The 23,951-nt window shown below is 68.8% G+C and carries 22 protein-coding genes; 7 read left to right on the forward strand and 15 right to left on the reverse strand.

Annotated features, from left to right (window positions below):
- Nucleotides 1–2: 2 nt before the first annotated feature.
- Both VMT40_RS30290 and VMT40_RS30295 read right to left on the reverse strand, forming a co-directional pair.
- Nucleotides 3–752: an SDR family NAD(P)-dependent oxidoreductase gene (locus VMT40_RS30290; RefSeq protein ID WP_326362472.1), complete on the reverse strand. Its 750-nt coding sequence runs from the start codon at nt 750–752 to the stop codon at nt 3–5.
- A 92-nt stretch (nt 753–844) separates the two neighbouring features.
- The gene (locus VMT40_RS30295; RefSeq protein ID WP_326362474.1) at nt 845–1,246 is read right to left on the reverse strand and encodes an SgcJ/EcaC family oxidoreductase; all 402 of its coding nucleotides are present in this window, start codon (nt 1,244–1,246) and stop codon (nt 845–847) included.
- 69 nt (nt 1,247–1,315) lie between these two features.
- Between VMT40_RS30295 and VMT40_RS30300 the strand changes: the two genes are divergently transcribed.
- Nucleotides 1,316–2,320 (forward strand): sigma-70 family RNA polymerase sigma factor, encoded by a 1,005-nt coding sequence (locus tag VMT40_RS30300; protein ID WP_326362801.1) that lies wholly within the window; start codon nt 1,316–1,318, stop codon nt 2,318–2,320.
- Between the two features lie 3 nt (nt 2,321–2,323).
- Here the strand turns inward: VMT40_RS30300 and VMT40_RS30305 are convergent, their stop codons facing one another.
- Nucleotides 2,324–5,326 (reverse strand): helix-turn-helix transcriptional regulator, encoded by a 3,003-nt coding sequence (locus tag VMT40_RS30305; protein WP_326362476.1) that lies wholly within the window; start codon nt 5,324–5,326, stop codon nt 2,324–2,326.
- Between the two features lie 104 nt (nt 5,327–5,430).
- On the opposite strand from VMT40_RS30305, the gene VMT40_RS30310 reads away from it, so the two are divergent.
- A complete protein-coding gene (locus VMT40_RS30310) occupies nt 5,431–6,588 on the forward strand; it encodes an epoxide hydrolase family protein (protein ID WP_326362477.1) in 1,158 nt (385 codons plus the stop codon).
- 39 nt (nt 6,589–6,627) lie between these two features.
- On the opposite strand, the gene VMT40_RS30315 is transcribed toward VMT40_RS30310, so the two are convergent.
- Nucleotides 6,628–7,242, reverse strand: a complete 615-nt coding sequence (locus VMT40_RS30315; RefSeq protein WP_326362479.1) for a TetR/AcrR family transcriptional regulator — start codon at nt 7,240–7,242, stop codon at nt 6,628–6,630.
- Nucleotides 7,243–7,376: 134 nt separating this feature from the next.
- Between VMT40_RS30315 and VMT40_RS30320 the strand changes: the two genes are divergently transcribed.
- Nucleotides 7,377–8,636, forward strand: a complete 1,260-nt coding sequence (locus tag VMT40_RS30320) for a PucR family transcriptional regulator (protein WP_326362480.1) — start codon at nt 7,377–7,379, stop codon at nt 8,634–8,636.
- Here VMT40_RS30320 and VMT40_RS30325 read toward each other — a convergent pair.
- The 8 genes from VMT40_RS30325 to VMT40_RS30360 all read right to left on the reverse strand — a co-directional run bounded on the left by VMT40_RS30325 (nt 8,567) and on the right by VMT40_RS30360 (nt 15,188).
- On the reverse strand, nt 8,567–9,892 hold the full coding sequence (locus VMT40_RS30325) for a lipase family protein (protein ID WP_326362482.1): 1,326 nt from the start codon (nt 9,890–9,892) through the stop codon (nt 8,567–8,569). The two genes, VMT40_RS30320 and VMT40_RS30325, sit on opposite strands and share 70 nt — an antisense overlap.
- A gap of 51 nt (nt 9,893–9,943) precedes the next feature.
- The gene (locus tag VMT40_RS30330; RefSeq protein ID WP_326362483.1) at nt 9,944–10,996 is read right to left on the reverse strand and encodes an esterase/lipase family protein; all 1,053 of its coding nucleotides are present in this window, start codon (nt 10,994–10,996) and stop codon (nt 9,944–9,946) included.
- 149 nt (nt 10,997–11,145) lie between these two features.
- A complete protein-coding gene (locus tag VMT40_RS30335; protein ID WP_326362484.1) occupies nt 11,146–11,802 on the reverse strand; it encodes a TetR/AcrR family transcriptional regulator in 657 nt (218 codons plus the stop codon).
- A gap of 33 nt (nt 11,803–11,835) precedes the next feature.
- Entirely contained in the window at nt 11,836–12,960 is a 1,125-nt protein-coding gene (locus VMT40_RS30340; protein ID WP_326362485.1) for an AAA family ATPase, read from the reverse strand.
- 33 nt (nt 12,961–12,993) lie between these two features.
- On the reverse strand, nt 12,994–13,245 hold the full coding sequence (locus tag VMT40_RS30345; protein WP_326362487.1) for an Ada metal-binding domain-containing protein: 252 nt from the start codon (nt 13,243–13,245) through the stop codon (nt 12,994–12,996).
- 4 nt (nt 13,246–13,249) lie between these two features.
- On the reverse strand, nt 13,250–13,972 hold the full coding sequence (locus tag VMT40_RS30350; RefSeq protein WP_326362488.1) for a 2OG-Fe(II) oxygenase: 723 nt from the start codon (nt 13,970–13,972) through the stop codon (nt 13,250–13,252).
- Nucleotides 13,972–14,457 carry a methylated-DNA--[protein]-cysteine S-methyltransferase gene (locus tag VMT40_RS30355; protein ID WP_326362490.1) on the reverse strand — a complete coding sequence of 162 codons (486 nt, stop codon included), beginning with the start codon at nt 14,455–14,457 and terminating at the stop codon, nt 13,972–13,974. Before VMT40_RS30355 ends, VMT40_RS30350 begins: the two co-directional genes overlap by 1 nt.
- A 173-nt stretch (nt 14,458–14,630) precedes the next feature.
- Nucleotides 14,631–15,188 carry a TIGR03086 family metal-binding protein gene (locus VMT40_RS30360; RefSeq protein ID WP_326362492.1) on the reverse strand — a complete coding sequence of 186 codons (558 nt, stop codon included), beginning with the start codon at nt 15,186–15,188 and terminating at the stop codon, nt 14,631–14,633.
- Nucleotides 15,189–15,419: 231 nt separating this feature from the next.
- Between VMT40_RS30360 and VMT40_RS30365 the strand changes: the two genes are divergently transcribed.
- Together VMT40_RS30365 and VMT40_RS30370 are read left to right on the forward strand one after the other, a co-directional pair.
- A complete protein-coding gene (locus VMT40_RS30365) occupies nt 15,420–15,755 on the forward strand; it encodes a MarR family transcriptional regulator (RefSeq protein ID WP_326362803.1) in 336 nt (111 codons plus the stop codon).
- A gap of 32 nt (nt 15,756–15,787) precedes the next feature.
- Nucleotides 15,788–16,378 (forward strand): hydrolase, encoded by a 591-nt coding sequence (locus tag VMT40_RS30370; protein ID WP_326362493.1) that lies wholly within the window; start codon nt 15,788–15,790, stop codon nt 16,376–16,378.
- A 264-nt stretch (nt 16,379–16,642) separates the two neighbouring features.
- Here VMT40_RS30370 and VMT40_RS30375 read toward each other — a convergent pair whose 3' ends face one another.
- The 3 genes from VMT40_RS30375 to VMT40_RS30385 all read right to left on the reverse strand — a co-directional run bounded on the left by VMT40_RS30375 (nt 16,643) and on the right by VMT40_RS30385 (nt 21,416).
- Nucleotides 16,643–19,468, reverse strand: a complete 2,826-nt coding sequence (locus VMT40_RS30375) for a hypothetical protein (protein ID WP_326362494.1) — start codon at nt 19,466–19,468, stop codon at nt 16,643–16,645.
- Between the two features lie 152 nt (nt 19,469–19,620).
- Nucleotides 19,621–19,989, reverse strand: a complete 369-nt coding sequence (locus tag VMT40_RS30380) for a P-II family nitrogen regulator (RefSeq protein WP_326312144.1) — start codon at nt 19,987–19,989, stop codon at nt 19,621–19,623.
- Entirely contained in the window at nt 19,989–21,416 is a 1,428-nt protein-coding gene (locus tag VMT40_RS30385; RefSeq protein WP_326362495.1) for an ammonium transporter, read from the reverse strand. Before VMT40_RS30385 ends, VMT40_RS30380 begins: the two co-directional genes overlap by 1 nt.
- A gap of 301 nt (nt 21,417–21,717) precedes the next feature.
- Here VMT40_RS30385 and VMT40_RS30390 point away from each other — a divergent pair, with 301 nt between their 5' ends.
- Both VMT40_RS30390 and VMT40_RS30395 read left to right on the forward strand, forming a co-directional pair.
- On the forward strand, nt 21,718–22,980 hold the full coding sequence (locus VMT40_RS30390) for a hypothetical protein (RefSeq protein ID WP_326362496.1): 1,263 nt from the start codon (nt 21,718–21,720) through the stop codon (nt 22,978–22,980).
- Nucleotides 22,977–23,945 (forward strand): glutamate ABC transporter substrate-binding protein, encoded by a 969-nt coding sequence (locus tag VMT40_RS30395; RefSeq protein ID WP_326362497.1) that lies wholly within the window; start codon nt 22,977–22,979, stop codon nt 23,943–23,945. The genes VMT40_RS30390 and VMT40_RS30395 overlap by 4 nt, the downstream gene beginning before the upstream one ends.
- The last annotated feature ends 6 nt before the right edge of the window (nt 23,946–23,951 follow it).

Genomic DNA, 23,951 nt, shown 5'->3' on the forward strand with positions numbered 1-23,951 from the left:
TGTCAGCGGAGGTAGGAGGCGCCGTTCGCGTCCAGGACTGTGCCTGAGCTCCAGATGGCTTCGGGGGAGGCGAGATAGCGGACGGCGGCGGCGATTTCGGCGGGGTCGGCTACTCGGCCGAAGGGGCTTTGGGCGCGGACGGCGTCGGTGACGCGGTCGGCTACCCGTTCGGTGGCGACGAATCCCGGTGCGACGGAGGCTACTCCGATTCCATAGGGGGCCAGCGAGACCGCGAGGGATTGCGAGAGTGCTTGGGCTGCGGCCTTGGTCGCGCCGTAGGCGGGATGGTCGGGCTCGCCTCGGAACGCGCCGCGCGAGCCGATGTTCACGATGCGGCCGGGCAGTGCGTTGTCGATCATGTGGCGGGCCGCGCAGTAGGAGACGTTGGCGGTGCCGAGCAGGTTCACGTCGACGGTCTGTCGCCAAACCCGTTGCCACTCCTTGTAATCGGTCGACGGCAGCGGATGTGGCAGATTAACGGCCGCATTGTTCACCAGCACGTGCACCTGCCCCAGGGCGGCGATCGCCTCGTCGACGATCCGCGCGGCCTCGTCGGCGTCGGACACGTCGCCGCCGATCAGCACATGGCCCGCACCGACCAACTCGCTCAGCGTTCGCTCCGCCTCCGCCCGCCGCGACGAATAATGCACCGCTACCCGATCCCCGTTGTCGGCGAACGCCTTCGCGATCGCGCGACCGATCCCCCGCGACGCCCCCGTCACCAGTACACCCCGACTCGTCTGCTTCTCCATGGGCTCCACTCTGCCATCGAGCAAGATCGGCTCAGCCATCGAGCCGTCGAACACCGCGGCGGCTGGCGCTGCGGTGCTCGACGGTTGCCGGGCTAGGCGGGGCAGGTATGGAAGGCGGTGAGCAGCCAGCGGCCGTCGCGACGAATCATGGTCCAGGTGGAGCGGACCCAGCGATCCTGCGGGGGCTCGGATTCGCCCGCCATGAGGATCGCGTCGCGGCTGACGACAATGGCGGTGTCGGGGATCGGGAAGCGGACCTGTTGCGGATTGCTCAGCACCTTCGAGCCCTCGAGCGGGCCTTCGAAACCGGCGGCCATGTGGGCACGGACCTCGTCGCGGCCGGAACGGAACTCGCCGGGCAACACGGAGGTGGAGTCCGGGTCGTAGTCGGCGATGAAGGCGTCGGCGTCATTGGCGGCCCACGCGTCGTAGACGCCGGTGAGGATGCCGAGGACGGCTTCGCGGTCGGCGGTCTGTACGGCGGTGTCGGACATGGTTTCCTCCTCGGGTGACGGCCGCGGGGTGCGGCTCGTGAGTACCTACCGGCGGGGCGTGCCGGATTCATCGGCGTCGGTGTAGAAAGTTCGGCAGGGTCGTTTCGAGGAGCTGAGCGCATGGCGGACGTGGACTTCGCGGCAAGCACCGACCGGTATCGGCGGGAGTTGCTCGCGCACTGCTACCGCATGCTCGGGTCGGTGCAGGATGCCGAGGATCTGGTGCAGGAGACGTTCCTACGGGCCTGGCGGGCGCGCGACAGCTACGACGAGAGCCGGGCGGGAATGCGGACGTGGCTGTATCGGATCGCCACCAACGCGTGTTTGACCGCGTTGGAGCAGCGGGGGCGGCGACCGATGCCGTCCGGACTCGGGCACGCGCCGGGAGACGATCCGCGCGAGGGCTTGCTGCACGGCGGGGAAATCCCTTGGCTGCAACCGATTCCGGATTCGCTGATCGCCGATCCGTCGGAAGCCGCACTGTCGCAGGGCAGTCTGCGGTTGGCGTTCGTGGCGGCCATGCAGCAGCTGCCTGCGCGGCAGCGGGCGGTGCTGGTGTTGCGCGAGGTGCTCGACTGGCCCGCCGCACAGGTGGCGCAGGCGCTGGACATGACTCCGGCCGGGGTCAACAGCGCGCTGCAGCGGGCGCGGAAAACATTGAACCAGAGCGGGATCCGGGAGGACGATGTCTCGGAGAGCGCCGAGCAACGCACCGTGGTGGACAGCTATGTCACCGCTTTCCGCAACGCGGACCTCGCGGCGTTGGAGAAGCTGCTGTCCGACGACGTGATTCTCGAGATGCCGCCCATGCTCAATTGGTACGTGGGGCGGGAGAATTACGCCGGATTCATCGGGCGGGTGTTCGACACGTCGGGCAGCGATTGGCGGATGCTGCCGGTGGGGGCGAACGGGCAGCCCGCGCTGGCGGCCTACGTCCGCGACGGCGAGGGCGGGTACCGGCTGCACAGCCTGCAGGTCTTCACCGTTAGAGACGGTCTGATCACCCACATGATCACGTACTTCCAATTCGAGGAGCTGTTTCGGATCTTCGGACTGGAACCCCGATTGCCTTGACGTTCAGTCCCTTTCGGCGGACTCACCGAGCAGCCCGTGCTGGTGAGCGAAGGCGGCCGCCTCGGTGCGGCTGGCCACGCCCAGCTTGGTGAGGATGCGCGAGACGTGGACACCGGCGGTATTCGCGCTGATGAACAGCTCCGCCGCCAAGCCCCGATTGCTCAGACCCTTGGCCACCAGCCGCAGCACATCGAGTTCACGCGGGGTGAGACCGAAGCTGCCGGAAGCATTGCCGCCCTGGGCTTTCGACGGCTGTCCCGCGGGATCGGCGAGCGGAATGCGCGCCCGCTCCGACACCGCCTCGGCGGCCCGGCGCAGCGGGACGGCTCCGAGTCGCGTGGCGATCTCGATCAGCTCCCACAGAGCCGAGGCGGACTGGGGTCGATTCCCCTCGGCCGCAGCGGATTCCGCCACACCGAGCAGGGCGATGGCCGTGTCGTAGGGCCGCTCGATCGCACGCCACGCGGTCGCCGCCGCGAGCCACCGGGCTGCCGAACCCGTCAAACGCGCGGTGAACACCGCCCGATGCGCGGAATCCACCGGCGAGGCCGTGGGCAGCGCATCACCCAGTGCGAGCAATTCCGCTGGCGCTCCGGCGGTTCGGGCCGCCAATACCACCAGCGGCCACGCCTCGTGCGGATGCGCGAACAGGGTCGCCGCGCCGTTCGGATCCGCGAACAGGCCCGCGAGATCGGCTGCCGCCACTTCCTCCGCACCCGCCTCGAGTGCCAACGCGCAACGCAAGGCGACGAGCTCCAGACGATACTGCGCGGCCCATCGACTGTCCCCCAAAAGCCGGGCAACCTCTTCGGCCGCATCCCGAGCCGCCCCGGAATCACCCTCCGCCAAGGAAATTCGCGCGAAGCACAGCATCATCGCCGCCCGACTCAACGGCGGCAACTCCCCGAACTGCGCCTCATCCACAACCGCCCGCGCCTCACCCCACCGCCCCAACGCGGCCAAGGCCTGCGCCCACTTCACATACAGAATCGGCGCGGATTCCCCGAACCGAAACGACTCGTGTGCCGCCCGCAACCCCTGGCGCACCGCCGCAATGGCGGCCTCGTACCGCCCCGCCGCCACCAGCAGGGCCGATTCCCACGTGGCCACATCCACCACGACCCGCGCATCCCCCGCCCCCGCCGCGGCCCGATGCGCCTGAGCGAAATGTGCCAGTGCCCAGTCGATTTCGCTCGGTCTCGTCACCACCGCCCGGCTCGCCGCCGACGTAGCCGCCGTGGCGGCCCCGGTGGCCGACACCCGACCTACCGCAGCCGTCTCGGCCGCCGCACTCGCCGCCGCCACCTCGGCCGCCGCCGCGCCCGCCAACCCCAAGTGTGCGTGCGCGCGTGCGACCAACGCGTCGACACCCAGTCGCTGCGCGATAGCCAGCGCTGCACGCGCATCCGCCGCCGACCCCACCGCGTCCCCTCGGAAGATCCGCGCCGCCGCCGACTGCACCAACGCTTCCGCCCGCTCCGCGCTCGGCGGCTCCACCGGCAGCAATTCCAGCGCCCGCACCAAATCCTTCCCCGGCCCGGCCCCGGTGGTCGCCCGCAAATACGCCCGCCGCCGATACAGTCGCGCCACCCGCTCGGGTTCGAATTCCCCGGCGTCGACCGCTCCTTCACCGCTCGGGTCGAGGAGGGTGAGGGCGGTGTCGGCGGCGGCGAGGCCGCGTTCGGTCGCGCCGGTGGCCAGGGCCACTTCGACGATCTGGTCGAGGATGGCGAGTTTCGTTGTGGGCACGAGGGATTCGGGGGTGGGGACGCGGTCCCAGAGGGTGAGGAGTTGTTCGAGTAGGCGTAGGCGTTCGGGGTGAGTGGGCGGGGCCATGGATGCGGCGGACCAGGTGGCGGTCAGGGCCGTGACGAGATCGCCTGCGGCATGGGAGTGGTAGGCCAGTTCGGCGAGGGTGTCGGCGGTGGGAAGGACGGTTTCGGCGCGGAGGGCCGCTACCACGCGGGCGTGGAGGCGGGTGCGCTCGACGGGGAGCAGGTCGTCGTGGATGGCTTGGCGGATGAGGACGTGGCGGAATTCGTAGCCGGTGTCGGTGGGGAGCAGCAGGTGGCGGTCGATCAATTCCCTTAGGGCACGGTGTAATTCGCCGGGCGGGAGGTCGGCCGTGGCGGCGAGCAGTTCGTGGCGGACCGGGGAGCCGATCACGGCGGCCAGCCGGACGGTGGCGTAGGCGTCCGGGGCGAGGCCGGACTGGAAGCCGAGCAGCAGATCCGACAGTTCGGCGGGCAGTTCCTCGGGCGATTGGCCGAGTGCCTCGACGAAGAGTGGATTGCCGCCGCTGCGTTCGAAAGCCTTTGTGATCAGCCGTGGTTCGGGCTCGCGCCCGAGCAGCGCGGCGAGCTGGCGACCGACCTCGTGCCGGGTCAGGGGAGCCAGGTCCAGCACCCGGACGCCCGGGTTGCGGCGCAGTTCGGCGACCAGCCCGCGCAGCGGCCCGGCCTCACCGGGCCGGTAGGTGCCGACCATCAGCGCGTCGGCGTCGGTCAGGTTGGCCACCAGGAAGGTGAGCAGATCCCGGCTGGCGTCATCGGCCCAGTGCAGATCCTCGAGGATCACCACCACCGGCCGGGCCAGTGCCAATTGCTCCAGCACCGTGAGGATTTCACCGAACAGCCGAATCCGATCGGCCTCGACCGCCGCTCCGCCGGTGTGCACGGCCAACTGCGGCAACCAGTTCGCCAGCGCCGGTCGCGGCGGCAGCAGCTCGGCCACCGCGGCCACCCCGAGCTGGCGCACCAGTCCGCGCAGCACCGCCAGAAACGGCGCGAACGCCACGCCACCGGTCCCGAGCTCGGGGCACCGCCCGACCACCACGAGCGATCCCGGGTCGAGCCGTCCGGTGAACTCCCCCATCAGCCGCGATTTCCCGATCCCCGCCTCACCGGCGATCAGCACCGCGTGCGTGCCCGCATCACCCACCGCCGTCACGAGCGCGGACACCTCAGCGGCCCGACCGACCAGGGCACTGCTGCCGGGAAAACTCACCACTCCACGATCATGCCGTGATCCCGGTCAAGCGCCCAGCCAAGCCGTCGAATAATGAATTCTCGTGATGTGGGGGCGGGGTCTTTATCGGAAAACTCGAGGTCATGAGCAGCAATGAGATCCGCCCCTTCCGCATCGACATTCCGCAGGCCGACCTGGACGATCTGCGTCAGCGCCTGATCCGCACCCGCTGGATCGATGAGGTCCCCGGCGTCGGGTGGGAGCGCGGGGTGCCCACGGCGTACCTGCGTGAGCTGGCCACCTATTGGGCCGAGAAGTTCGATTGGCGTGCCGTCGAGGCCAAGCTGAACGAGTACCCCCAGTTCACGACCACCATCGACGGCCAGAATCTGCACTTCCTGCACATCCGGTCCGAGCGCGCGGACGCCGTGCCGCTCGTGCTGATTCACGGCTGGCCCGGGACCCCCGCCGATTTCCTGGACCTGATCGGCCCGCTGACCGACCCGGCCGCCCACGGCGAGCCCGAGGCTCCGGCCTTTCACCTGGTGATTCCGACCCTGCCCGGGCACGGTTTCTCCGGGCCGATCACCGAAACCGGCTGGAACGACGGCACAGTCGCGGCGGCGCTGGGGAAGCTCATGGCGCGGCTGGGGTATGAGCGCTACGGCGTGCAGGGCGGGGATCACGGCGCGTTCGTGGCCCCGCGGCTGGGGCGCGCCGACAGCGAGCATGTGATCGGCGTGCACGTCAACGCCCTGGTCACCTTCCCGACCGGTGATCCGGCCGATATGGCCGCGTTGACCGAGGCCGAGCGGCAGCGGCTGGCGGCCATGAAGGAGTTCCAGGACAACGGGTCGGCCTATATGAAACTGGCCGGGTCGCGCCCGAATACACTCGCGCAGTTGCTGGCGGATTCGCCCGCGGGTCAGCTGGGTTGGATCGTGGAGAAGTACCACGAATGGACCGACCTGAGCCGTGAGCTGGAGCAGGCCATCGATCGGGACAGGGTTTTGACCACCGTGGCCATCTATTGGCTCACCGATACCGCGCGCAGCGTGGCGAACTACTACTACGAGCGATTCCACGACTACACGATGTTCGCACCCCAGCCGCGGGGCACGGTGCCGACCGGCGTCGCGGTTTTCACCACCGCGGACTTCGCCATCCGGCGCTTCGCGGAAAAGGCGCACAATGTCGTGCACTGGTCGGAGTTCTACTCCGGCGGGCATTTTCCGGCCTTGGAGGTTCCGGAGTTGCTGGTCGGGGATATTCGGGAATTCTTCGCCGCACTGAATCGCTGAGCTGGCCCCTATCGCCTAGTAGGCCTGGCCGCTCCTTGTTCAAGGGGCGGCCAGGAAACCCTCCACTACTCGGCGCACCTTCGATACCGCCTCGCTATCCCCCAGTCGCAGTGCGGTATTCGCCGCCCGGAGCACCGCGTCGATCTGGAATGCCGCCAAATCAGTATCCAGGTCGGCGATTTCGCCGTTTTCGACGGCATACGCCAATTCCCCCGCGACCAACTCGAGCCAGGCGCGCTGATTCTCCGCCAGCGCGTCGCGCACCGGCCCGGGGCGAGAGTCGAATTCGGCGAGATTGGCGGACTGGAAACAACCGCCCTCGAACATGGGTTGCGCGGCGTAGTCGATCCAATGCTCGATCAGGGCGCGCAGCCGCCGCACCCCACGGGGTTTCGCCAGGGCCGGGCGGGTGACGGTGTCGATGAACACCTCGCGGAAATAGTCGATGGTGGCCAGTTGCAGCGCTTCCTTATTGCGGAACAGCGTCTGGATTCCGGCCTTGCTCAGGCCGGTGTCGGTGGCCAAGCGGCCGAAGCTCAAGCCCTCCAGGCTGTCCAGCGAGGCGATGTCGACCGCCCGGCCGAGCACCAGCCGACGGGTGCGCGAACCGCGCAGCAGTCGCTTGTCGGTGATCTCGGATTCCGCACTCTCCATACGACCGATCGTACTCGTGGCCGCCCGCGACCGGCGCGAATGTATGGAGCATATTGCCGCGCAGGGTGACCCAGGCTACAGTTACGGGCCAGTAGGAACTCTGGCGTTCCCAGACGGCTGTGGAGGATTCGCGCATGATCAAGGCAACGCAACCCCTCACGGCCGCACCGATTTCCGGTCCGCTGCGCGATGTGCGCGGGCTGTCGACCGCCCTGGTCGCGCATTTCGCCGAGCACGTGGCACGCTGCGGCACGCTGCCCGGGGACGCGCTGCGCGGCGAGGTCACCACCGTCACCCGTACCTGTCTCGAGCTGGCCGCCGGGGTCCTCGAGGGCCGGGACGTGTCGGGCAAGATCGAACGGCTGCAACGGGCGGGCGCGGATTGGGCGCGCGAGGGCATTCCCATCGGGACCATTCACCGGGCCGTGCACGACGGGTTCGCCCTGGGCTTCGACCTCATCGTGGACGCCACGGGTCCGGAGGACTACGCCCGGCTCGCGGTGACCGCCCGCCGCTTGCTCGAAATTCTGGCCATGGTCGACTCCGCGTTCGCGGTCGCCTATGTGCGCGAACATCGCGCGGTGGTGGCCGAGCATCACACCGCCGTGCACACGGTGGCCTCGGCGCTGCTGGCCGGGCACCCCACCTCGACCATGGCGCGCGCCGGGGGCATCGAGATCGACGAGTCGTATTACATTCTGGCGCTGAGCATTCCGCCGCATCCGGGCGAGAGCGATCCCCGGGTGGACGGCGAGGTGGTGGCGCGGCGCAAGCTGCGGCGCACGCAGTCGGAACTGGCGCGCCGCGCGGAGGGCCGGGCGCTGTCCCTGCTCAGCGCCGACGGCGGGACGGTGCTGCTGCCCGCTCGCGACGTGCGCGCCGAGGACCTCGACCAGCTGGTGGCCGGATTGTCCATGGCCGCACAGGTTTCCATCACCGCGACGGTGATCCACGCGGAGACGCAACGCATTCCGGAGTCCGCCGAGCAGGCGCACGAGCTGCTGGACATGGTGCAGCGGCTGGAGTGCGCGCCCGGGCTGCACCGCTTCGACGAGCTGGCCATGGAATACCAGCTGACCCGCCCGGGCCCGGGCCGCGAATACCTTGGGACACTGCTGGATCCGCTGGACGAATATCCGGAACTGCTGGAGACGCTGCGCCGCCATATCGGCAACGACCTGAGCCGACGGCATACCGCGCGCCTGTTGGGCGTGCACACCAATACCGTCGACAATCGGCTCAAACGCATCGGACAGCTGACCGGATTCGATCCGGCGCAGCCGTCCGGGCTGTGGTATCTGCGCTCGGCGCTGGTGGCGCGCAGTTATCGGAAGGCCGACCGGGTGCGGATCGGGCGGCCCGACAGCATGGTCACCAGCAGCGCGATCGAGTGAGCGTGTTCGACGAGCGCGCGCGGTGAGACGGCGACCGACCACACCGTGCGCACCTCCGACGGGGGCAGCGGGCGGCCCGCGAGGCGATCGGCGAGCCAGTCGACCATGACCGGAATCGCCAAGAACTGCAACGGCAGATGCGTGCTGAGGCGGTCGCGCAGGTAGCGGACGTGCGCGCCGCGGTCGCGGTAGCGCTGGACGTGGGCGTCGACGTCGGCGACCGCGATCACCTCGTCATTGACGCCCTGCACGACGAACATCGGCATGGCGGGAGCCGTCGCGCCGGGCTCGATGTCGGCGAGGACGGTCCGCATTTCGGGTCGGGTCAGCAGCGCCCCGAGCCCACCGTGGATGTGCCGGTTGGCATTTCGACCGGCGAAGCGGGCCAGCAGCGGGAAGGTGGCAATGTGCTCGGCGCGGTCGAGCAGCTCCAGGTATTCGGCGGAGACGACGGCGCGGAGGGCCTCGTCCAGGCGCGGGTAGGCGCGGCGGAGTCCGGCGGTGAAGACCATGGCGAAACCCGCGAAGGGCGAACCGTTCAGGCGGACGAAGGCGGCGGCCGGATCGCCGACCGGTGAGCCCGCGACCGCGCCGACGATATCGAGTTCGGGGGCGTACTCGGCCGCGAGTTCGGCCGACCACGCGGTGGCCAGGCCGCCACCCGAGTAGCCCCACAGGCCGATTCGGGTGCGCGGGTGCAGGCCCAGGGGTGCGAACCGCAGGGCCGCGCGCAGGCCGTCGAGGGCGCGGTGACCCGGCTCCCGGGCCGCGCCGAAGTGTCCGTTGATGCCTCCGTGGTCGGGCACCGAGACCGCCCAGCCGCGCGCCAGCGCCGCGACGATGAGCGGGAATTCGATCTGCGGGATCGCGCCCAGTGCGCGCGAGCGGTGCTGTAAAGCGTAGGAGGGGAAGCATTTCGGCGCGACGGCGTCGATGGCGCACTGGAACGAGACGAGCGGGCGCTCCCGCGCCGGATCGGCGTCCCAGGGCAGCAGAACCGTGGTGACGGTCGCCTCGGGCCTGCCCTCCAGATCGGTGCTGCGGTACAGCAGCTGCCAGGCCCGCACGCGCTGCGGAATGCGTCCGAGCAGGGACACCGTCACCGGCCGGGAACGCAGGATCGTGCCCGGCGCGACCGATCCCGGGTCGATCGGCGATCGATAGAACGGGTCCATTCCGGGCAGCAGCGGAATCGTGCCCCGCGTGGCGAAATCCTCTGCGTAACCGCCGGTCTCGACCGCTTCGCTGATCGTCATCGTGTTCCTTCCAGGGCCTTCAATGATGGGAAACCGAAATTCGAGGCATCGCTAGATGTGGCCGCTGCCGCCAATGACCCAGGGGTTGAAGGTGCAGACCAGGGTGGGGTGGGCGGCCGGGTCCAGCGCGCGCAGGGCGATGGAGGCCGCGCGCGGCGAGTACATGATGGTCAGATGGTCGGAGAGATCCTCCGGGCAATCCTGTTGCAGCGTAATGTTTTCCACCGTCGCATCGGGTCCCGGCGTGAGAAAGGTCCAGTCGTAAGGGTTGGAGATCTCGTCGTGCGTAGTGCCGATCGCGGTGTACTCGACGCCCGGCACGGTATCGCCACCGGCATTGAGCTTGGCGTAGAACTCCGAGCCGACGACCTGCTCGGTATTGGCCTGGCCGATCAGCGGCTCATAGAAGCCGAGAATATCCAGGCCCAGATTGGTGATGAACCGGCCCAGGCTCGCGAGGCCGAGCAGCGAGGTGCCGTGGGTGGTCGCGCCGAAGCTGATCACCTTGCGCACCTTCCCCTGTCCGCCTTCGAATTTCAGGTACTGGCTGGTGACCGGGCCGCCCTGGGAGTGCGCGAGCACATCGACCGCGGGCGCGCCGGTGGCCGCCAGCACCCGATCCACGAACTGCGCCAACTGCTTCGCGGAATCCTCGAGCGATCCGACGCCGTAGCGTCCCGGCAGGATCGGGCCGATGCCGCCGCCGCCCAGCGGGGTCTCGCGGCCGAAATTGAAGGCGAACACACAGAATCCGGCGCGGGCGACCTGCGGGGACAGGAACGAGAAGCTGTCGTAGGTGTTCAGCCAGGTCCCGTGCACCAGCACCACCGGGCGCGGATGCTCGGCGCTCGGCTTGCAGTTCCAGTCATTGGAGCCCGGCGGCGCGGCATCCGGGTGCGCGAGTCCGAAGCCGAAAGCGGCCAGGAAGGCCGACATTTCGGGGCCGACGCCGACCGTGTCCGAGGCGGTGCTCACGATCGCCGAGCCCGAACTGCTTCCGGAATCGGCCGGTTCGGACGCGGCCACGCCGGTCGAACAGGCCACGGCCAGGGCGGTCGCACCGGCGAAGACGGCGCTGCCGAGCCTGCGGTTGGTCGAGCTCATGAAATCTCCTACTGCCTCACGCGGTCCGACCGAATGCGTCGAATCCGATTGCGACCGTAGGAGCCGGTTGTGGCCTGTGTCACCGGTGCTGTGTCAGGTGACAGTGGTCAAAGCCGTGTGCGCCGAGTAGTTGTGGCGACCAACAGCGGTCAGGTGGCGGGCGTGCTCGCGATGGCGATGGCGGTGCGGGTGAACAGCGGCACCAGTTCCGGCAGCGCCTGCGCGCCCTTCTGGTGCAGGCAGGCGCGCACCCGGTCGTCGATGCCGCCGAGCAACATGTCGATGAGTTGCCGGTCGGGCTCGGCGGGCAGATCGCCGTCGCGCACGCCGACCCGGGCCACCGCCATGATGTAGTCGGCGAACCGCTCGTGCACGCGCAGCCGGTGTTCCACCAATCCCGGTCCGGCCGCGAGCGTTTCGACATACAGCGCCCGTGCCGCCGCCGGTTGCAGGGCGAGCACATTGAGATAGATCTCGAAGGAAATCCGCACCCGCTCCGCGAAATTCACACCCTCCAAACCGGTGACGGTTTCCCGGAGTTGATCGAGGGCCGCGCCGACCGCGAGATCGTATGCGGCGGCAAAACATTCATCCTTGCCGCCGAAAACGGCGTAGAAGGTCCGCCGCGCCACCTGGGCGCGGCTCACGATATCGGCGACCGTGGTGGCCGCGAAGCCCAGCTCCCCCACCGCCTCCAGCACGGCGGTACACAGCCGCCGATACTGCGAAGCCTCCACCTGCTCGCGAGTCAGCCCGTGCCGCCCACGCGGCAACGGGCCCTGCTCACCGACAGTTTCCACACTCACGCCCCCAGAATAGGTTTCCACGTCACCGAGCGACTAACGGTCCGGCCAATACCATGGCGGTTCATCCAATAAACCCTGTCCCGCCACCGTCGTGGCGCCCTCCTGTTTCACCAATTCGATCATGGTCGGGGAATCGGCGTACTCCTCGATGACGCCGATCAATTCATCGGAATGAGTGACCACGACGACCTGGGTGTCCTCGGCGGCGCGGGCGATCAGGCGGCCCAGCGGGTCCAGGAGTTCGGGGTGCAGGCTGGTTTCGGGCTCGTTGAGGACCAGCAGCTGCGGCGGGCGCGGGGACAGCAGGGCGGCGGTGAGCAGCAGGTAGCGCAGGGTGCCGTCGGAGAGTTCGGGGGCGGCCAGCGGGCGGAAGAGTTTGGGCTGGCGCAGCAGCAGCTCGAAGCGGCCGTCGTGGTCGGCGATCTCGATGCGACTGCCCGGGAAGGCGTGGTCGACCGCCTCGGCCAGGGCCTTGGCATCACCGATTTCGACAATGGTGCGCAGGGCCGAGGCCACGTCCGCGCCGTCGTGCGCGAGAGCCATGGTGCGCGTGCCGATCTGGGGCGCGCGGGCCGGGGCGGCGACATCGGTGCGCAAATGGTCGTAGAAACGCCAGGAGCGCATGCGTTCCCGCAGCACCAGCAGGTCCGGGGCGCGCTGCGGGTCGGCGAGTTCGGAGAGCATGGAGTCGAAGGCCTTCACGGTGTGCGGCACCAGGCCCCAGCCGCCACCCTCGTCCCGCAGTCGCACCACCGGGCCGCTGCGTTCGGCGAGGACCGTGGAGGGCCGCAGCACCGGTCCGGCCCAGACGGCCTCGGTCTTGATCTCCGGATCGCGGCCGAACATGGTCTGGTCCGGGGGCAGCGGGCCGAGCTCGGCGGCGTACCCGAAGTCCTCGCCCGCGAAGCCGACACGCAGCAGCAAGGGCACGTTCGGGCCCGAGCGGCCGGGACCGGCGAACAGTGTCGATCCGAGTCCGCCTTCCCTTGCCAGCCCCGCGACCGCGCCGTTGCGGGAGAAGTCGGCCAGCAGCCGCAGCACGCGATACAGACTGGATTTGCCGCTGCCGTTCGCGCCGGTGATCACGTTCGTGCGGCCGAGGCGTACCCGCAGATTGCGCAGGGACCGGTAGTTCTCCACGGCCAACGTGGTCAGCATGGGGTCCAGGGTATAGCGACCAACTGGTCCGTATTAGTTGGTGTGGTGGGCACGCCACGCACGATAGGCGCTGCGCGAGCACACCGCGCACGGGCGATACCCGGTCGCTATGGCGGTGGCCTCGTCGGCGAAGAACACCCGATGCGGTGTATAGCCGCCGCGGGCGAGGGCGCGCAGGGCGGCCGGGCAGTCCAGGCGGCCGTAGATGCGCAGGCGGCGGTGACCGCCGAGGGTGCCCGGAGTCCGGCTGCGGTACGGGCCATCCGGGCCGAGCAGGGTGTACATGGCGTCAGGCGTCGTGGAAGACGAGGCCCAGGGTGTGGCGCTGGCCCGACCGGACGACGCTCACCCCGTGCCGCATGGGTGCGGCCGACCAGCCGCGGGCACCGCGCACCGGGCGGTCGCGGGTGGTGAAGATCAGGCCGTGGCCCTGCGGCAATGGCATTGCCGCGCCGCGGGATTGGGCGCGCGGGCGCTGCTCGACCATGAGGAATTCACCGCCGGTGTAGTCGACTCCGGGGGCGTCCAGGCCGATGACGACCTGGAGCGGGAAAACCATGTCGCCGAACAGGTCTCGGTGCAGGGCGTTCCAGTCTCCCGGGCCGTAGCGCAGCAGGATCTGTGAACTCTTCACCTGTCCCGCCCGGTGGCATCGGGCGATCCACTCGTCGAGACTCTCCGGCCAGGTGCCCGGGCGTCCGAGCCGTTCGGCCCAATCCCGGGCAATGGGCAGCAGTTTCGGATACAACGCGGCCCGCAGTTCGGCCACGAGGTCGGGGAGCTCATGCGTGAAGTACCGATACTCCCCCGAGCCGAACCGATGCCGGGCCATGTCGATCGTCGACCGAAACCTGTCTTCCTCGTCGTAAAGCCCTGCGAGCGCGCGGCATTCGTCGGCGGTGAGCAACGGCCCCATGAGTGCGTGCCCGTGCTCGTCGAGCTCGCGAGCCAGGGCCGCCCAGTCCTGCTGGGCGACCCGCCCGGCCCACACCGACAGGGTGGGGGCGCTCATCACGCGATCCGTTCCAGTTCCAGCAACCGCTGCTTGCGTTCCACGCCCCCGGCGTACCCGGTGAGCGAGCCATCGGCCCCGATCACCCGATGGCAGGGCCGCACGATCAGCAACGGATTCGCCCCGATCGCCGACCCCACCGCCCGCACGGCCGCCCGCGACGCGCCAATCCTGCGCGCGATCTCCCCGTAGGTAGTGGTGCCGCCATACGGGATCTCATCGATCGCCCGCCACACGCGCCGCTGGAATTCCGTTCCGCCGTCACCGAATCGAAGATCGAACCCGGTGCGCTCACCGGCGAAGTACGCCGCTAACTGCGGCACCACCGCCGCGAACGCCTCCGCATCGGCAACCCAGTCCGGTTCCACCAGCACGGCTTTCCCACCGGCCATCGACACGGCGGTCAACACCGTCTCGCCGTCGCGAATCTCCCCCACCAACAGCAGTTCCCCGACCGGGCTGGCCATGGTCGTGTAGACGGTCATCACTTCCTCCTTGATCGTTCCGTCTTCGTTCCCCACCCACTCTGCTCGCCCACCGACCCAATGCCCGGCGGAAATCGGCCATGGCATTAGCGGCATTCAGCCACCCGCGCCGACGAGCATGCAATCCAGCAGCGACACACCGAGAGACACCTGCTGGAATGCATGCTCGTGAGCTAGGAGATGCGCCAGGAGGGGGAGCGACCTAGGGCGGAGACCAGGCGGTCGGTGGGGGTGGCGGTTGGGGAGGTGGGGAGGGGGGCGGCGTAGCCGTGTGGGCCGCGTAGGGGGCCCTCGTTCGGGATGGCGGTGGCGATTGGGAGGGCTACGGCGAGAAGGTCTTCTGGCAGGGCGGGGTCTGCGGCGAGTGCTTTTGCGAGGTCCCAGCGGTGGGTCAGCATGTCGATGAAATGGACCTGGAGGAGGGACTGCGCGGGGAGTTCGGTGTCGAACTTCGGAAGGCGAACCAGCTGGTCGGCGGCGAGGCCGCCGAAGGCTTCGATCCATCGAGAAGCGGCTTGGGCGCACGCCTTCCTGGGATCCGCCTCGAGCACGACCTCAGCCTTCAGAATGACCTCACTGATCGCCTCATGTTCGGAATTCATGTGCCGCAACAAATCCCGAACCGCCCATCCCGCACACGGTGTAGGCCAATCGAGATCGGCATCGGTCACCCCATCGACCAGCGTGACGAGATCAGTAAGGGCACGGCGGTCGAGCTCGAAGATATCCACAACTCGACACTATACGCACGATCGTTCGTGCAGTTGTAGAACAAGTGTCGCCCATCCAACCTAATTCGACAGGCAAACTTGCAAGTTTGCCTGTGTTGATGGCATGCTGGGTGGGTGAGTTCGAATGGGAGGGGTCGGTCGGCGGCCGAGGTGGCGATTGCGGCGGGTGAGCTGCGGGTTGTTACCAGTCGGCTGTTGCGGCACTTGCGGGCGGCTCGGGGTGAGATCGACATGACGCCTTCGCAGGCAGTGGTTATCAGTCGGCTGGGGAGCGAGGGGGCGATGTCGGTGGCGGATCTCGCTCGGGCGGAGCGGGTTCGGCCGCAGTCGATGCGGACTACGTTGGCGGCGCTCGAGGAGCGGGGGCTGGTTTCGCGGGCGGCGCATCCGAGCGATCAGCGGCAGGTGCTCATGTCGCTGACGGCGGAGGGGCGGCGACTATTGCGGGTTGCGCACGACGCTAAAGAGGATTGGCTGGTTTCGGCCATTCGGACCAAATTGACGGCCGCCGAGCAGGATTCGTTGATCGCGGCGATTCCGCTGTTGGCTCGGCTGGTTGAGGACTGATGGAATCACTACTCTCAGAAAAGGATTGCCACTTGACGTCGAATTTGCTGGATCCCACGACAGCGCTGGTGCTCATCGATCTGCAGCGGGGAATCACGGCCGCGCCTACCGTTCCGCACACCGCCGACGAGGTGGTGGGGCGGGGTGCACAGTTGGCCAAGGCATTTCGCGAGCGGGGGCTGCCCGTTGTGCTGGTGCGGGTCTCCTTCGCCGCGGACGGCGGCGATATGCCGCCGGGTCGGACCATGCAGCCGGGCGGACAGTTCACTCCGCCGCAGGGGTGGGACGAACTCGTGAGCGAACTCGACGTGCAGCCCTCCGATATTCGAATCACCAAGCGCCAGTGGGGCGCGTTCCACGGCACCGACCTCGACGTGCAACTGCGCCGCCGGGGCATCACCACGATCGTGCTGGGCGGCATAGCCACCAGCATCGGCGTCGAATCCACCGCCCGCGCCGCCTACGAGCACGGCTACCACGTGGTCATTGCCACCGATGCCAGCGCCGACCGCGAGGCCGCCTCTCACACCCACTCGGTCGAAAAGATCTTCCCCCGCCTGGGTGTCACCGCCACCACCGACGAGATCCTCACCGCCCTCGACACTCTCGACACCCAAGGCTGACCGCCCGACGCCGCCGAATGCATCTCCCCCGGCGAGATGCATCGCCCGCCTCCGTCCGACCACCCCCAAGCTCCTCGGCCGAATGCCCATGTCGCCCATCCCCGCCGGGCGGCAGTGGGTTTCGGCCCCAAAGCTCAGGGAGCACCTGCTCGCGGCCTCGCGCCGACGCGGCCTCGAGTTCGTCAATCGAATGAGTGCGCGGGCGTGGGCAGTACATCGCGGATCCGCTTGCGCCCATGGCGCTCACCGCGGTCCGCCGCACAGCTATTTCGTATGGGCTCGGGACCAGAGGGTGGGCCAGCCGCCCGAGCCCAGCCAGGCGGCGGGGATGAGGAGGCCGTGGGTGGCTATGTGAGACCAGAAGACCTCTCGGTCTGTGTCGAGCAGGCCGAGGTCGTGGGCGGCGGGCCAGGCGGATTGCCAGGGGCCGTGGTGGTCGGAGAGGTCGGTAATGGGGAAGCCGGGGACGGTGACCGCGTGGGGGTCGCTGATCGAGGCGACGGGGACGGCGTGCGTGGGGGCGCACGTCGTCATCAGGATCAACGGGCACAACAGGTCGGCGGTGGGGTGGTGGGTGAGGGCGTGGGTGAAGGACCGGTCGCCGTGGCGGGCGAGACGGCCCAGGGCGGCGCGGACGCGCTGGGCCACCAGATCCATGGAACGGGCCGTGGCGATATCCGGATCTTTCACCAACACGCGCAGCACCTTCGACGGGAGTGGCGCGTCGGTCGGCAGGGTGCGCAGGCGCGGGTAGCGGTCCAGGAGGGTGGGTGCGAGAGTATCGAGGGCGGCGGCGAGCGGCCGGGTACCGGTGGCCGACCAGAGGCTCGGCAGTGCGGCGGGATAGGCCTCGAGGTGGTCCGCGCACAACCGGGTCAGCCGATCGGCGGTCGAACGGCGCAGGGCGGTCAGGGTTTTCGGGTCACCGTCGGTGTCACCGGCCAGGGCCACCAGCGTGCGCAGCGCGGGCTCGGAGTCGACCATCGCCTTGCGCGCGGCTTCGCGCAGCACCGGTTCGAGGTCACGAACCGGATTGTGGGTCCCCCGCCGAGCCCGCGCGGGCGGTGCGACGGTGTCCAGCTCGGCCGGTTCGGCCTCCGGCTCCTCGGCGCGCAGCGTCTCGACCCACACCCGAAACGCCTGTCGCAGTGCGGCATCCGGCTGATTGTTGAACCGTCCGGCGATCTCGCTCATGGCGTAACCGCCTGCCGCCCGGCGCAGTTCGGCATTGGCCGCGATCACGCCCGATTCGTCGCGCACCGCCACCAGAATGCTGAGCCCGCGCACCGCCTGGTCCTGATACCACGGTCCGGCAATGCAATTGCCCATGTAATCCGACCACTCCGCGAGATGCGCCGCGTTCCGGGCGATCTGGACGCGCAGGCTCGTCCCGGGCAGCACCTCGCCGTCGTGGGCGAGCACGCTCTCGGCCACCTCGAATTCGCTCGACAGCGCGGCGGCGACGGCACCGCTGCCCATCAGCGCACCGCACAGCTCGTCCCAGTCCCGGCACCGCGGCGGCGCGATCGCACCGAGCGCGAGCAACTGCGCCGCCCCGGCCACCGCGAGCGGAATCGACTCCGAGCGCGGGGTCAGCGGATGCGGTCGCGGCCGTGCCGGATCGGTGTCGAACTCGGGTACCCGGTAGTAGCCCTCGGCCGCCGCGGCCGCGTGCCCGCGCGCCTGGGCCATGGCATCGGCCAGTTCCGCGATCCAGACCAGATCGCACGCCCGCTCGACGGCGTCGGCACCCGCGGCCAGCCGGTCGGCCAGGCTCGGCCGACCGCGCCGCACCAGCGGCTCGTACCGCCAGTCGGTCGGCGCGATCCGCGCGGTGTGACCGGCCACCGCCCGCCACTCCCGCAGCGCGTCCGAATCCCACGCCTCGGGCAGCACTTCGCGCGGGATCTCCTGCCCCAGCAGCGTCTGGCAACGGTCCGCGATGATCAGCGCGTAGGCGAGTGCGGTGCGCAACCGGGTGCGCACGAATCGCTCGAAGGCGGCACCCTGCGCCTGCTGCCGCAGCCGGGCGTCGATCTCACGCACGTGGACGCCGGGCCGCGCGGGCAGGAGCCCCGAGGGATCGGACTGCGAGACGCTCCGCTGTGCCCGCTTGATCTCGCCCTTGGTGTACAGCGCCGAGACCGCCGCGATCTCCTCGCGCACCCGATCCAGGCCCGCGACCACGCCGAGCTCGTGCACCGCGACCGCCGCGCGCAACAGCACCGTCGCCGACACCGCGTCCTGGATCAGGCGCTCGACGGAGTGCCTCCAGAGGCCGCGCCACGTCGGCCGGAAGCGGATCGCCGACACCATCGTGAGCGGCCCGGCGTTCGCATCCTGGACGAGCTTGACGATTTCCGCCTCGTCGTACTCCCGATACCGTTCGCGCAGCGCGTCCAGCACCGTCAGATCGTGGCTCGCGATCAGACGATCCCGCCGCAGCTCGGCGACCTGCCACGCGCACACCCGCCGCCACAGATCCAGCACCAGCTCCAGGCGCCGCGGCCGCGAATACCGCTCGAGCACCTGCCGTAGGTTCGCGGCGAGCACCGACGGCACGACCTCGGGCACCGGGTCGACGCACTCGGGGGCCCGCAACTCCAGCACCCGCACCAGTTGCTCGGGACCCAGCAGCTCCGCGGCGGCCGACGCCAGAACCACGGCGGCCCAGCGGCCTTCGCCGATGGCCTGTTCCGCGGCGGCCCCGACCGGCTTGGTCGCGGTCACCCCGAACAGCGCGACCAGGGTGGCCGTGCGCTCCCCCAGCCGCCACGCGCCCCCGAGCTTGAGCACCCGCAGCGCGGCCAGCACCGCGTCGCGCCGGTCGCCGCTCGCCCCGGCCAGGCGGGCGGAGACGAAACCCTCCCCCAGATCGATTCCGGCACCGGCGATTACCGTGCCGCCGTGCTCGATGAGTCCGGCCAGGTCCGCGCAGGCGATCGCCACGCGGGCCGGATCGCTGTCGCGGTCCCCCAGCACGACGGCAGCGCCCTCGGGCCCGTCGTGGTCGATTTCCTCGCCGGTCTCGACCAGCCAGGCCCGCCGATTCCGATCGGCGACCACACCGAAGGCCAACAGCACTGCCAAACTCGAACTCCCACCGATTGATTCGCCCGATTCGCCGCCCGATCGCCAGGCGACACGACTCCCGCCCCGACCTTACGATCGAGGCGGGAGCTCGGCAACGAGTTTTCGAAGGTTCGAGGTTTTCGAGGATTCGGAGTCTTCGTGGGTTCGGTTCACAACCGCCGGGCGTCGATCATCCAGATCTGAATATTGGACGCCCGGTGGTTGGAGCCGATGCTCGCGATCATGCGGACCAGATCGGTGACATCCTCGGTGCGGGCCAGCAGCTCGACCCGCAGCCCGGCGGAGACATCGGTCTCGAAACGCTGTCCGCGATAGTTCTCGACGCGATTGTCCCGGTCGTCCACCCGATAGACCTGGGTGACCACCATGCGGCGGACCCCGAAGGCGGCCAGGGCCTGTTTGATCTGATCGAACAGGCCGGGCGGCACCACCAGCGTCAACAACTTCGCATCGGCGCCGCCGCCCGGGTCCGTCTCGTGGTCACCGACCATGCCGCCCAACTGCAGCGGCGACGACATCAGGATTCCTTGGCCGGAATCTCCGCTCCGTCCTGTTCCACCGGTGCCTGCGCGCGCACCGGCGGTTTCCGCAGCACGGGTGACTGCGCGTGCACGAGCGTGTCGTCCGGGTACGCCTCCTCCTCGTGCGCCCCGACATCGCCGGTCTCGAGCACCTCGTCCGGCATGCGCAGACTCATGAACAGGCTCAATATCTTCAGGATCGCGAAGGTGATGAACGCATCCCAGACGATGACCGTCCCGGCCGCGCCCGCCTGCCACAGCAGCAGTTTCGGATTGTGCCCGTAGAGCCAGCCGCCGTAGGTGGCGTCGGCCGCGCCACCGGTGCCCAAATACACCTTGATGTTCGGGTCGGCGAGCACACCGACCAGCATGCCGCCCGCCAGACCGGCCACGCCGTGCGTGTGCACCACGCCGAGGGTGTCGTCGACCTTGCGGAACAACCGCGTGCGCCCGAGCTTGTTCCACGACAGCCACACCAGCGTCGAGGCGATCAGGCCGATCACCATGGCGCCGAAGCTGTTCACGAAGCCCGCCGCCGGGGTGATGGCGACCAGACCGGCGATCATGCCGTTGACCGCGCCCAGGAAGTTGGGCCGCCGTGCCGGACCGGCCAGCATGTCCCAGATCACCCAGGTCAGCACCGCGACCGCGGTCGCCAGATTCGTATTGATCACCGCGAGTGAGGCATCCGAGCCCGAGAAGTACGGGTCGCCGCCATTGAAGCCGTTCCAGCCCAGCCACAGGATGCCCGCCCCGGCCGCGGCCATGGGCAGATTGTTGGGCACCGCGCGTTCCCGGTCGCGCGCGAGTCGCGGTCCGATCACCGCCGCCGCCACGAAACCCGTGGTGCCCGCGGCCAAGTGGATGACGTAGCCGCCGGAGTAGTCCAGCGCGCCCATCTGCGACCACCAGCCGCCGCCCCAGATGAGGAAGGCGTTGACCGAGTAGGCCAGCGTCGACCACAGCGGCACGAAGATCAGCCACACCTTGAAATTGATGCGTCCGATCACGCTGCCCAGGAACAACAATGGCGTGATCGCCGCGAACACGAACTGGAAGTAGGCCAGCGTGGTCTCGGAGAAGCGGAACTTCGGCATGAGTCCGTCGAGCAACGGAATCACGGCCTGCTCTTGATTGTTCGAGCTCAGAATTGTGTGCGGTTTGCCGATTGCGGCCCGCAGGATTCCTGGCCCTATTTTGATGGGCTCGCCGAACCCCATCTTGAAGCCCCACAGCACCCACACCACCAGGACCAGCGAGAATCCGGTGAATGCCATGAGCATGGTATTGACGGCCCATTTGCGTTGCACCAGACCGCCATACAAGATCGCGATTCCGGGTATGCTCATGAGTCCGACGAGAGTCGCGGCCACCAACTGCCAGGCATTATCGCCCGGGTTCAGCCAATCGGGATACGGTGACATGGTTCAGCGCTACCTCACCGCGAAGCGAGCAGGCACCAGACCCGCTTCAGCACTAAATTCTGTTGTGGCATAAGGTGTCTAGCGTCACATTGGGTGAACCAAGTGTTGTGCCGTAAGGTTTCCCGACGATTACGCGCGGTTAAATCTGGATTTCGCACTCCGCCTCGCGAATGCGCGTGCATTCGAAATGAACGGCTCACCAATAAATTCCGACCGGTTGGAACTCGATCGACAGCCCGCCATCGCTCCCGTACGATCTGGCTACGGGGAGCACCGGCCGGTTCGAAACGGGGGAATGGAGTTGAGGAGTCGTCTTCCGGCGACCATGCGCAATGCCGCGCAGTGGACGCGACGCTTCGCGCGCACCGCGCCCGGCGTCATCGGTGCGACGGGCGCCGCCCTCGCACTGCTCGCTCTGATCGCCGGACTGGTGTCGGCGAATGCCCAGGGCGCCAGGATCTCTCGCCACGACACCGTGCTGGCGCACACCGAGCCACTCGCCAACGCCGCGCAACGACTCTATGTCGCACTCTCCACCGCCGACGCCGCGGCCTCGACCGCCTATCTGTCCGGCGGCATCGAATCGGCCGAGGTGCGCACCCGCTACGAGAACGCGCTCACCGACGCCGCGGCCGCGCTGGCCGAGGCCACCACCGGCGCGTCGGACACCGAGACACGCGAGATCCTCGGCCGGATCTCGGCCGAATTGCCCAGCTACACCGGCGATGTGGAGGCGGCGCGGGCCAATAACCGCCAAGGCCTGCCGGTCGGTTCGGCCTATCTGCGGCAGGCCTCGGCGCTCATGCAGAGCTCGATCCTGAAGAACGCGGCCGAGCTCGAGAAGATCCGCCTGAACCAGTTGCACGATGACCAGAACGCCATCAAGGGCCTGCCGCTGTGGACCACGGGTCTGCTGCTGGTGCTGCTGCTCGCCTGCGGCGCGGGCTCCTGGATCCTGCTGCGCCGCACCAACCGCTGGGTCAACGCGGGCGTCGCCGCGGCGGCGGGATTGACCGTGCTCGCGCTGCTGTGGATCGCCGCCACCACGATCGCCGCATCGGCCGCCATCGACACCGGGGCCACCGCCCGCTTCGAAAAGCTCGCGCAGGCACGGATTCTCGCCCAGCAGGCCCGCACCGAGGAGACGCTGCAACTCATCACCCGCGGCAACCTCGACGACAGCGAGAAGCGCTTCGCCGCCAGCAGCGCGCAGCTGCGCTCGGACCTGAGCGGACTGCTGAGCACCGACTCGCCCGCCACCAAGGCCTTCTCCGGCTGGCAGGACGGGCATCAGAAGGAAGTGGCGGCCTACCTGTCCAACAACTATCGAGGCGCGGTCGACCAGTCGATCAAGACCGACGGCGCGGGGTCGGCGGCACAGTTCACCGCCCTGGACACCGCCCTGAAGACCGAACTCGAGCGCACGCGCCAGGAAGTGCGCGACGATGTGAACACGGCCGGAAATGCCCTCACCCTGAGCCCCATTGGCACGCTGGCGCTGCTGTTGGCCGCGGCGGCCGCCATTGTCGTCGGGGTGTGGCCGCGGTTGAAGGAGTTCCTGTGAAGACGCGCATGCGGATGCTGCTGCTGGGGGCGGTGGCGCTGCTGGCCGCGGCCTGCGGATCGACGCCGGACGCCGCGCCCTTCCAGCTGCCGAGCGAGAATCGGCTGCCGCCCGGCGCGACCGTGCTGCAACCCGGGCCCAGTGAACGCGGCGACCAATCCTGTAATCCGACCGCGAGCTTGCGGCCGGGGCCGCAGCCGCAACCCGGGGCCATGCCCGCCGGGTCGACAATGGCGGCGATCGTGGCCACCGGCAAATTGCGAGTGGGCGTCGACCAGAACCAGACCCACTTCGGCTACCGGAATCCCGCGACCGGGCAGATCGAGGGCTTCGACATCGACATCGCCCGGGAGGTCGCCCGCGATTTGTTCGGCGATCCCGACCGGATCGAGCTCAATCCCACGGAATCGGCCAATCGCGCACCGGTGCTGGTCCAGAACAAGGTCGACATGGTGGTGCAGACCTTCTCTGCCACCTGCGCCCGACGCAACGACGTCCAGTTCTCGACCACGTATCTGCTTGCCGATCAACGGCTTCTGGTCACCAAGACCTCGGGGATCCACTCGGCCACCGATCTGGTCGGCAAGAAGGTGTGCGGAGTTTATCGGTCCACCACCTTGGACGCGATTTTCGCACTGCCCCAGAAACCCACCGTGATTGGAATGGTCAACTGGCTCGACTGCCTGACCGCGTTGCAGCAGGGTGAGGTGGACGCCGCCAGTACCGACGCGCCGATCCTCGACGGACTGCGGGTGCAGGACCCCAATCTGGAATTGGTCGGTCCGGCCATGGATTCCGATGCCTTCGCGATTGGAATCCAGAAGCAGGCCACCGATTTCGTGCGCTTCGTCAACGGCGTGCTCGAGCGGATCCGCTCCGACGGCACCTGGCAGCGGCTCTACGACAAGTGGCTGAGCGGCTCCGGCCCGTCCACTGGTCCCCCGGCCGCCCGGTACAGCGATTGAGTCGGC

It is taken from the genome of Nocardia sp. CDC160 (assembly GCF_035818795.1).
In the GTDB taxonomy this organism is placed as follows: domain Bacteria; phylum Actinomycetota; class Actinomycetes; order Mycobacteriales; family Mycobacteriaceae; genus Nocardia.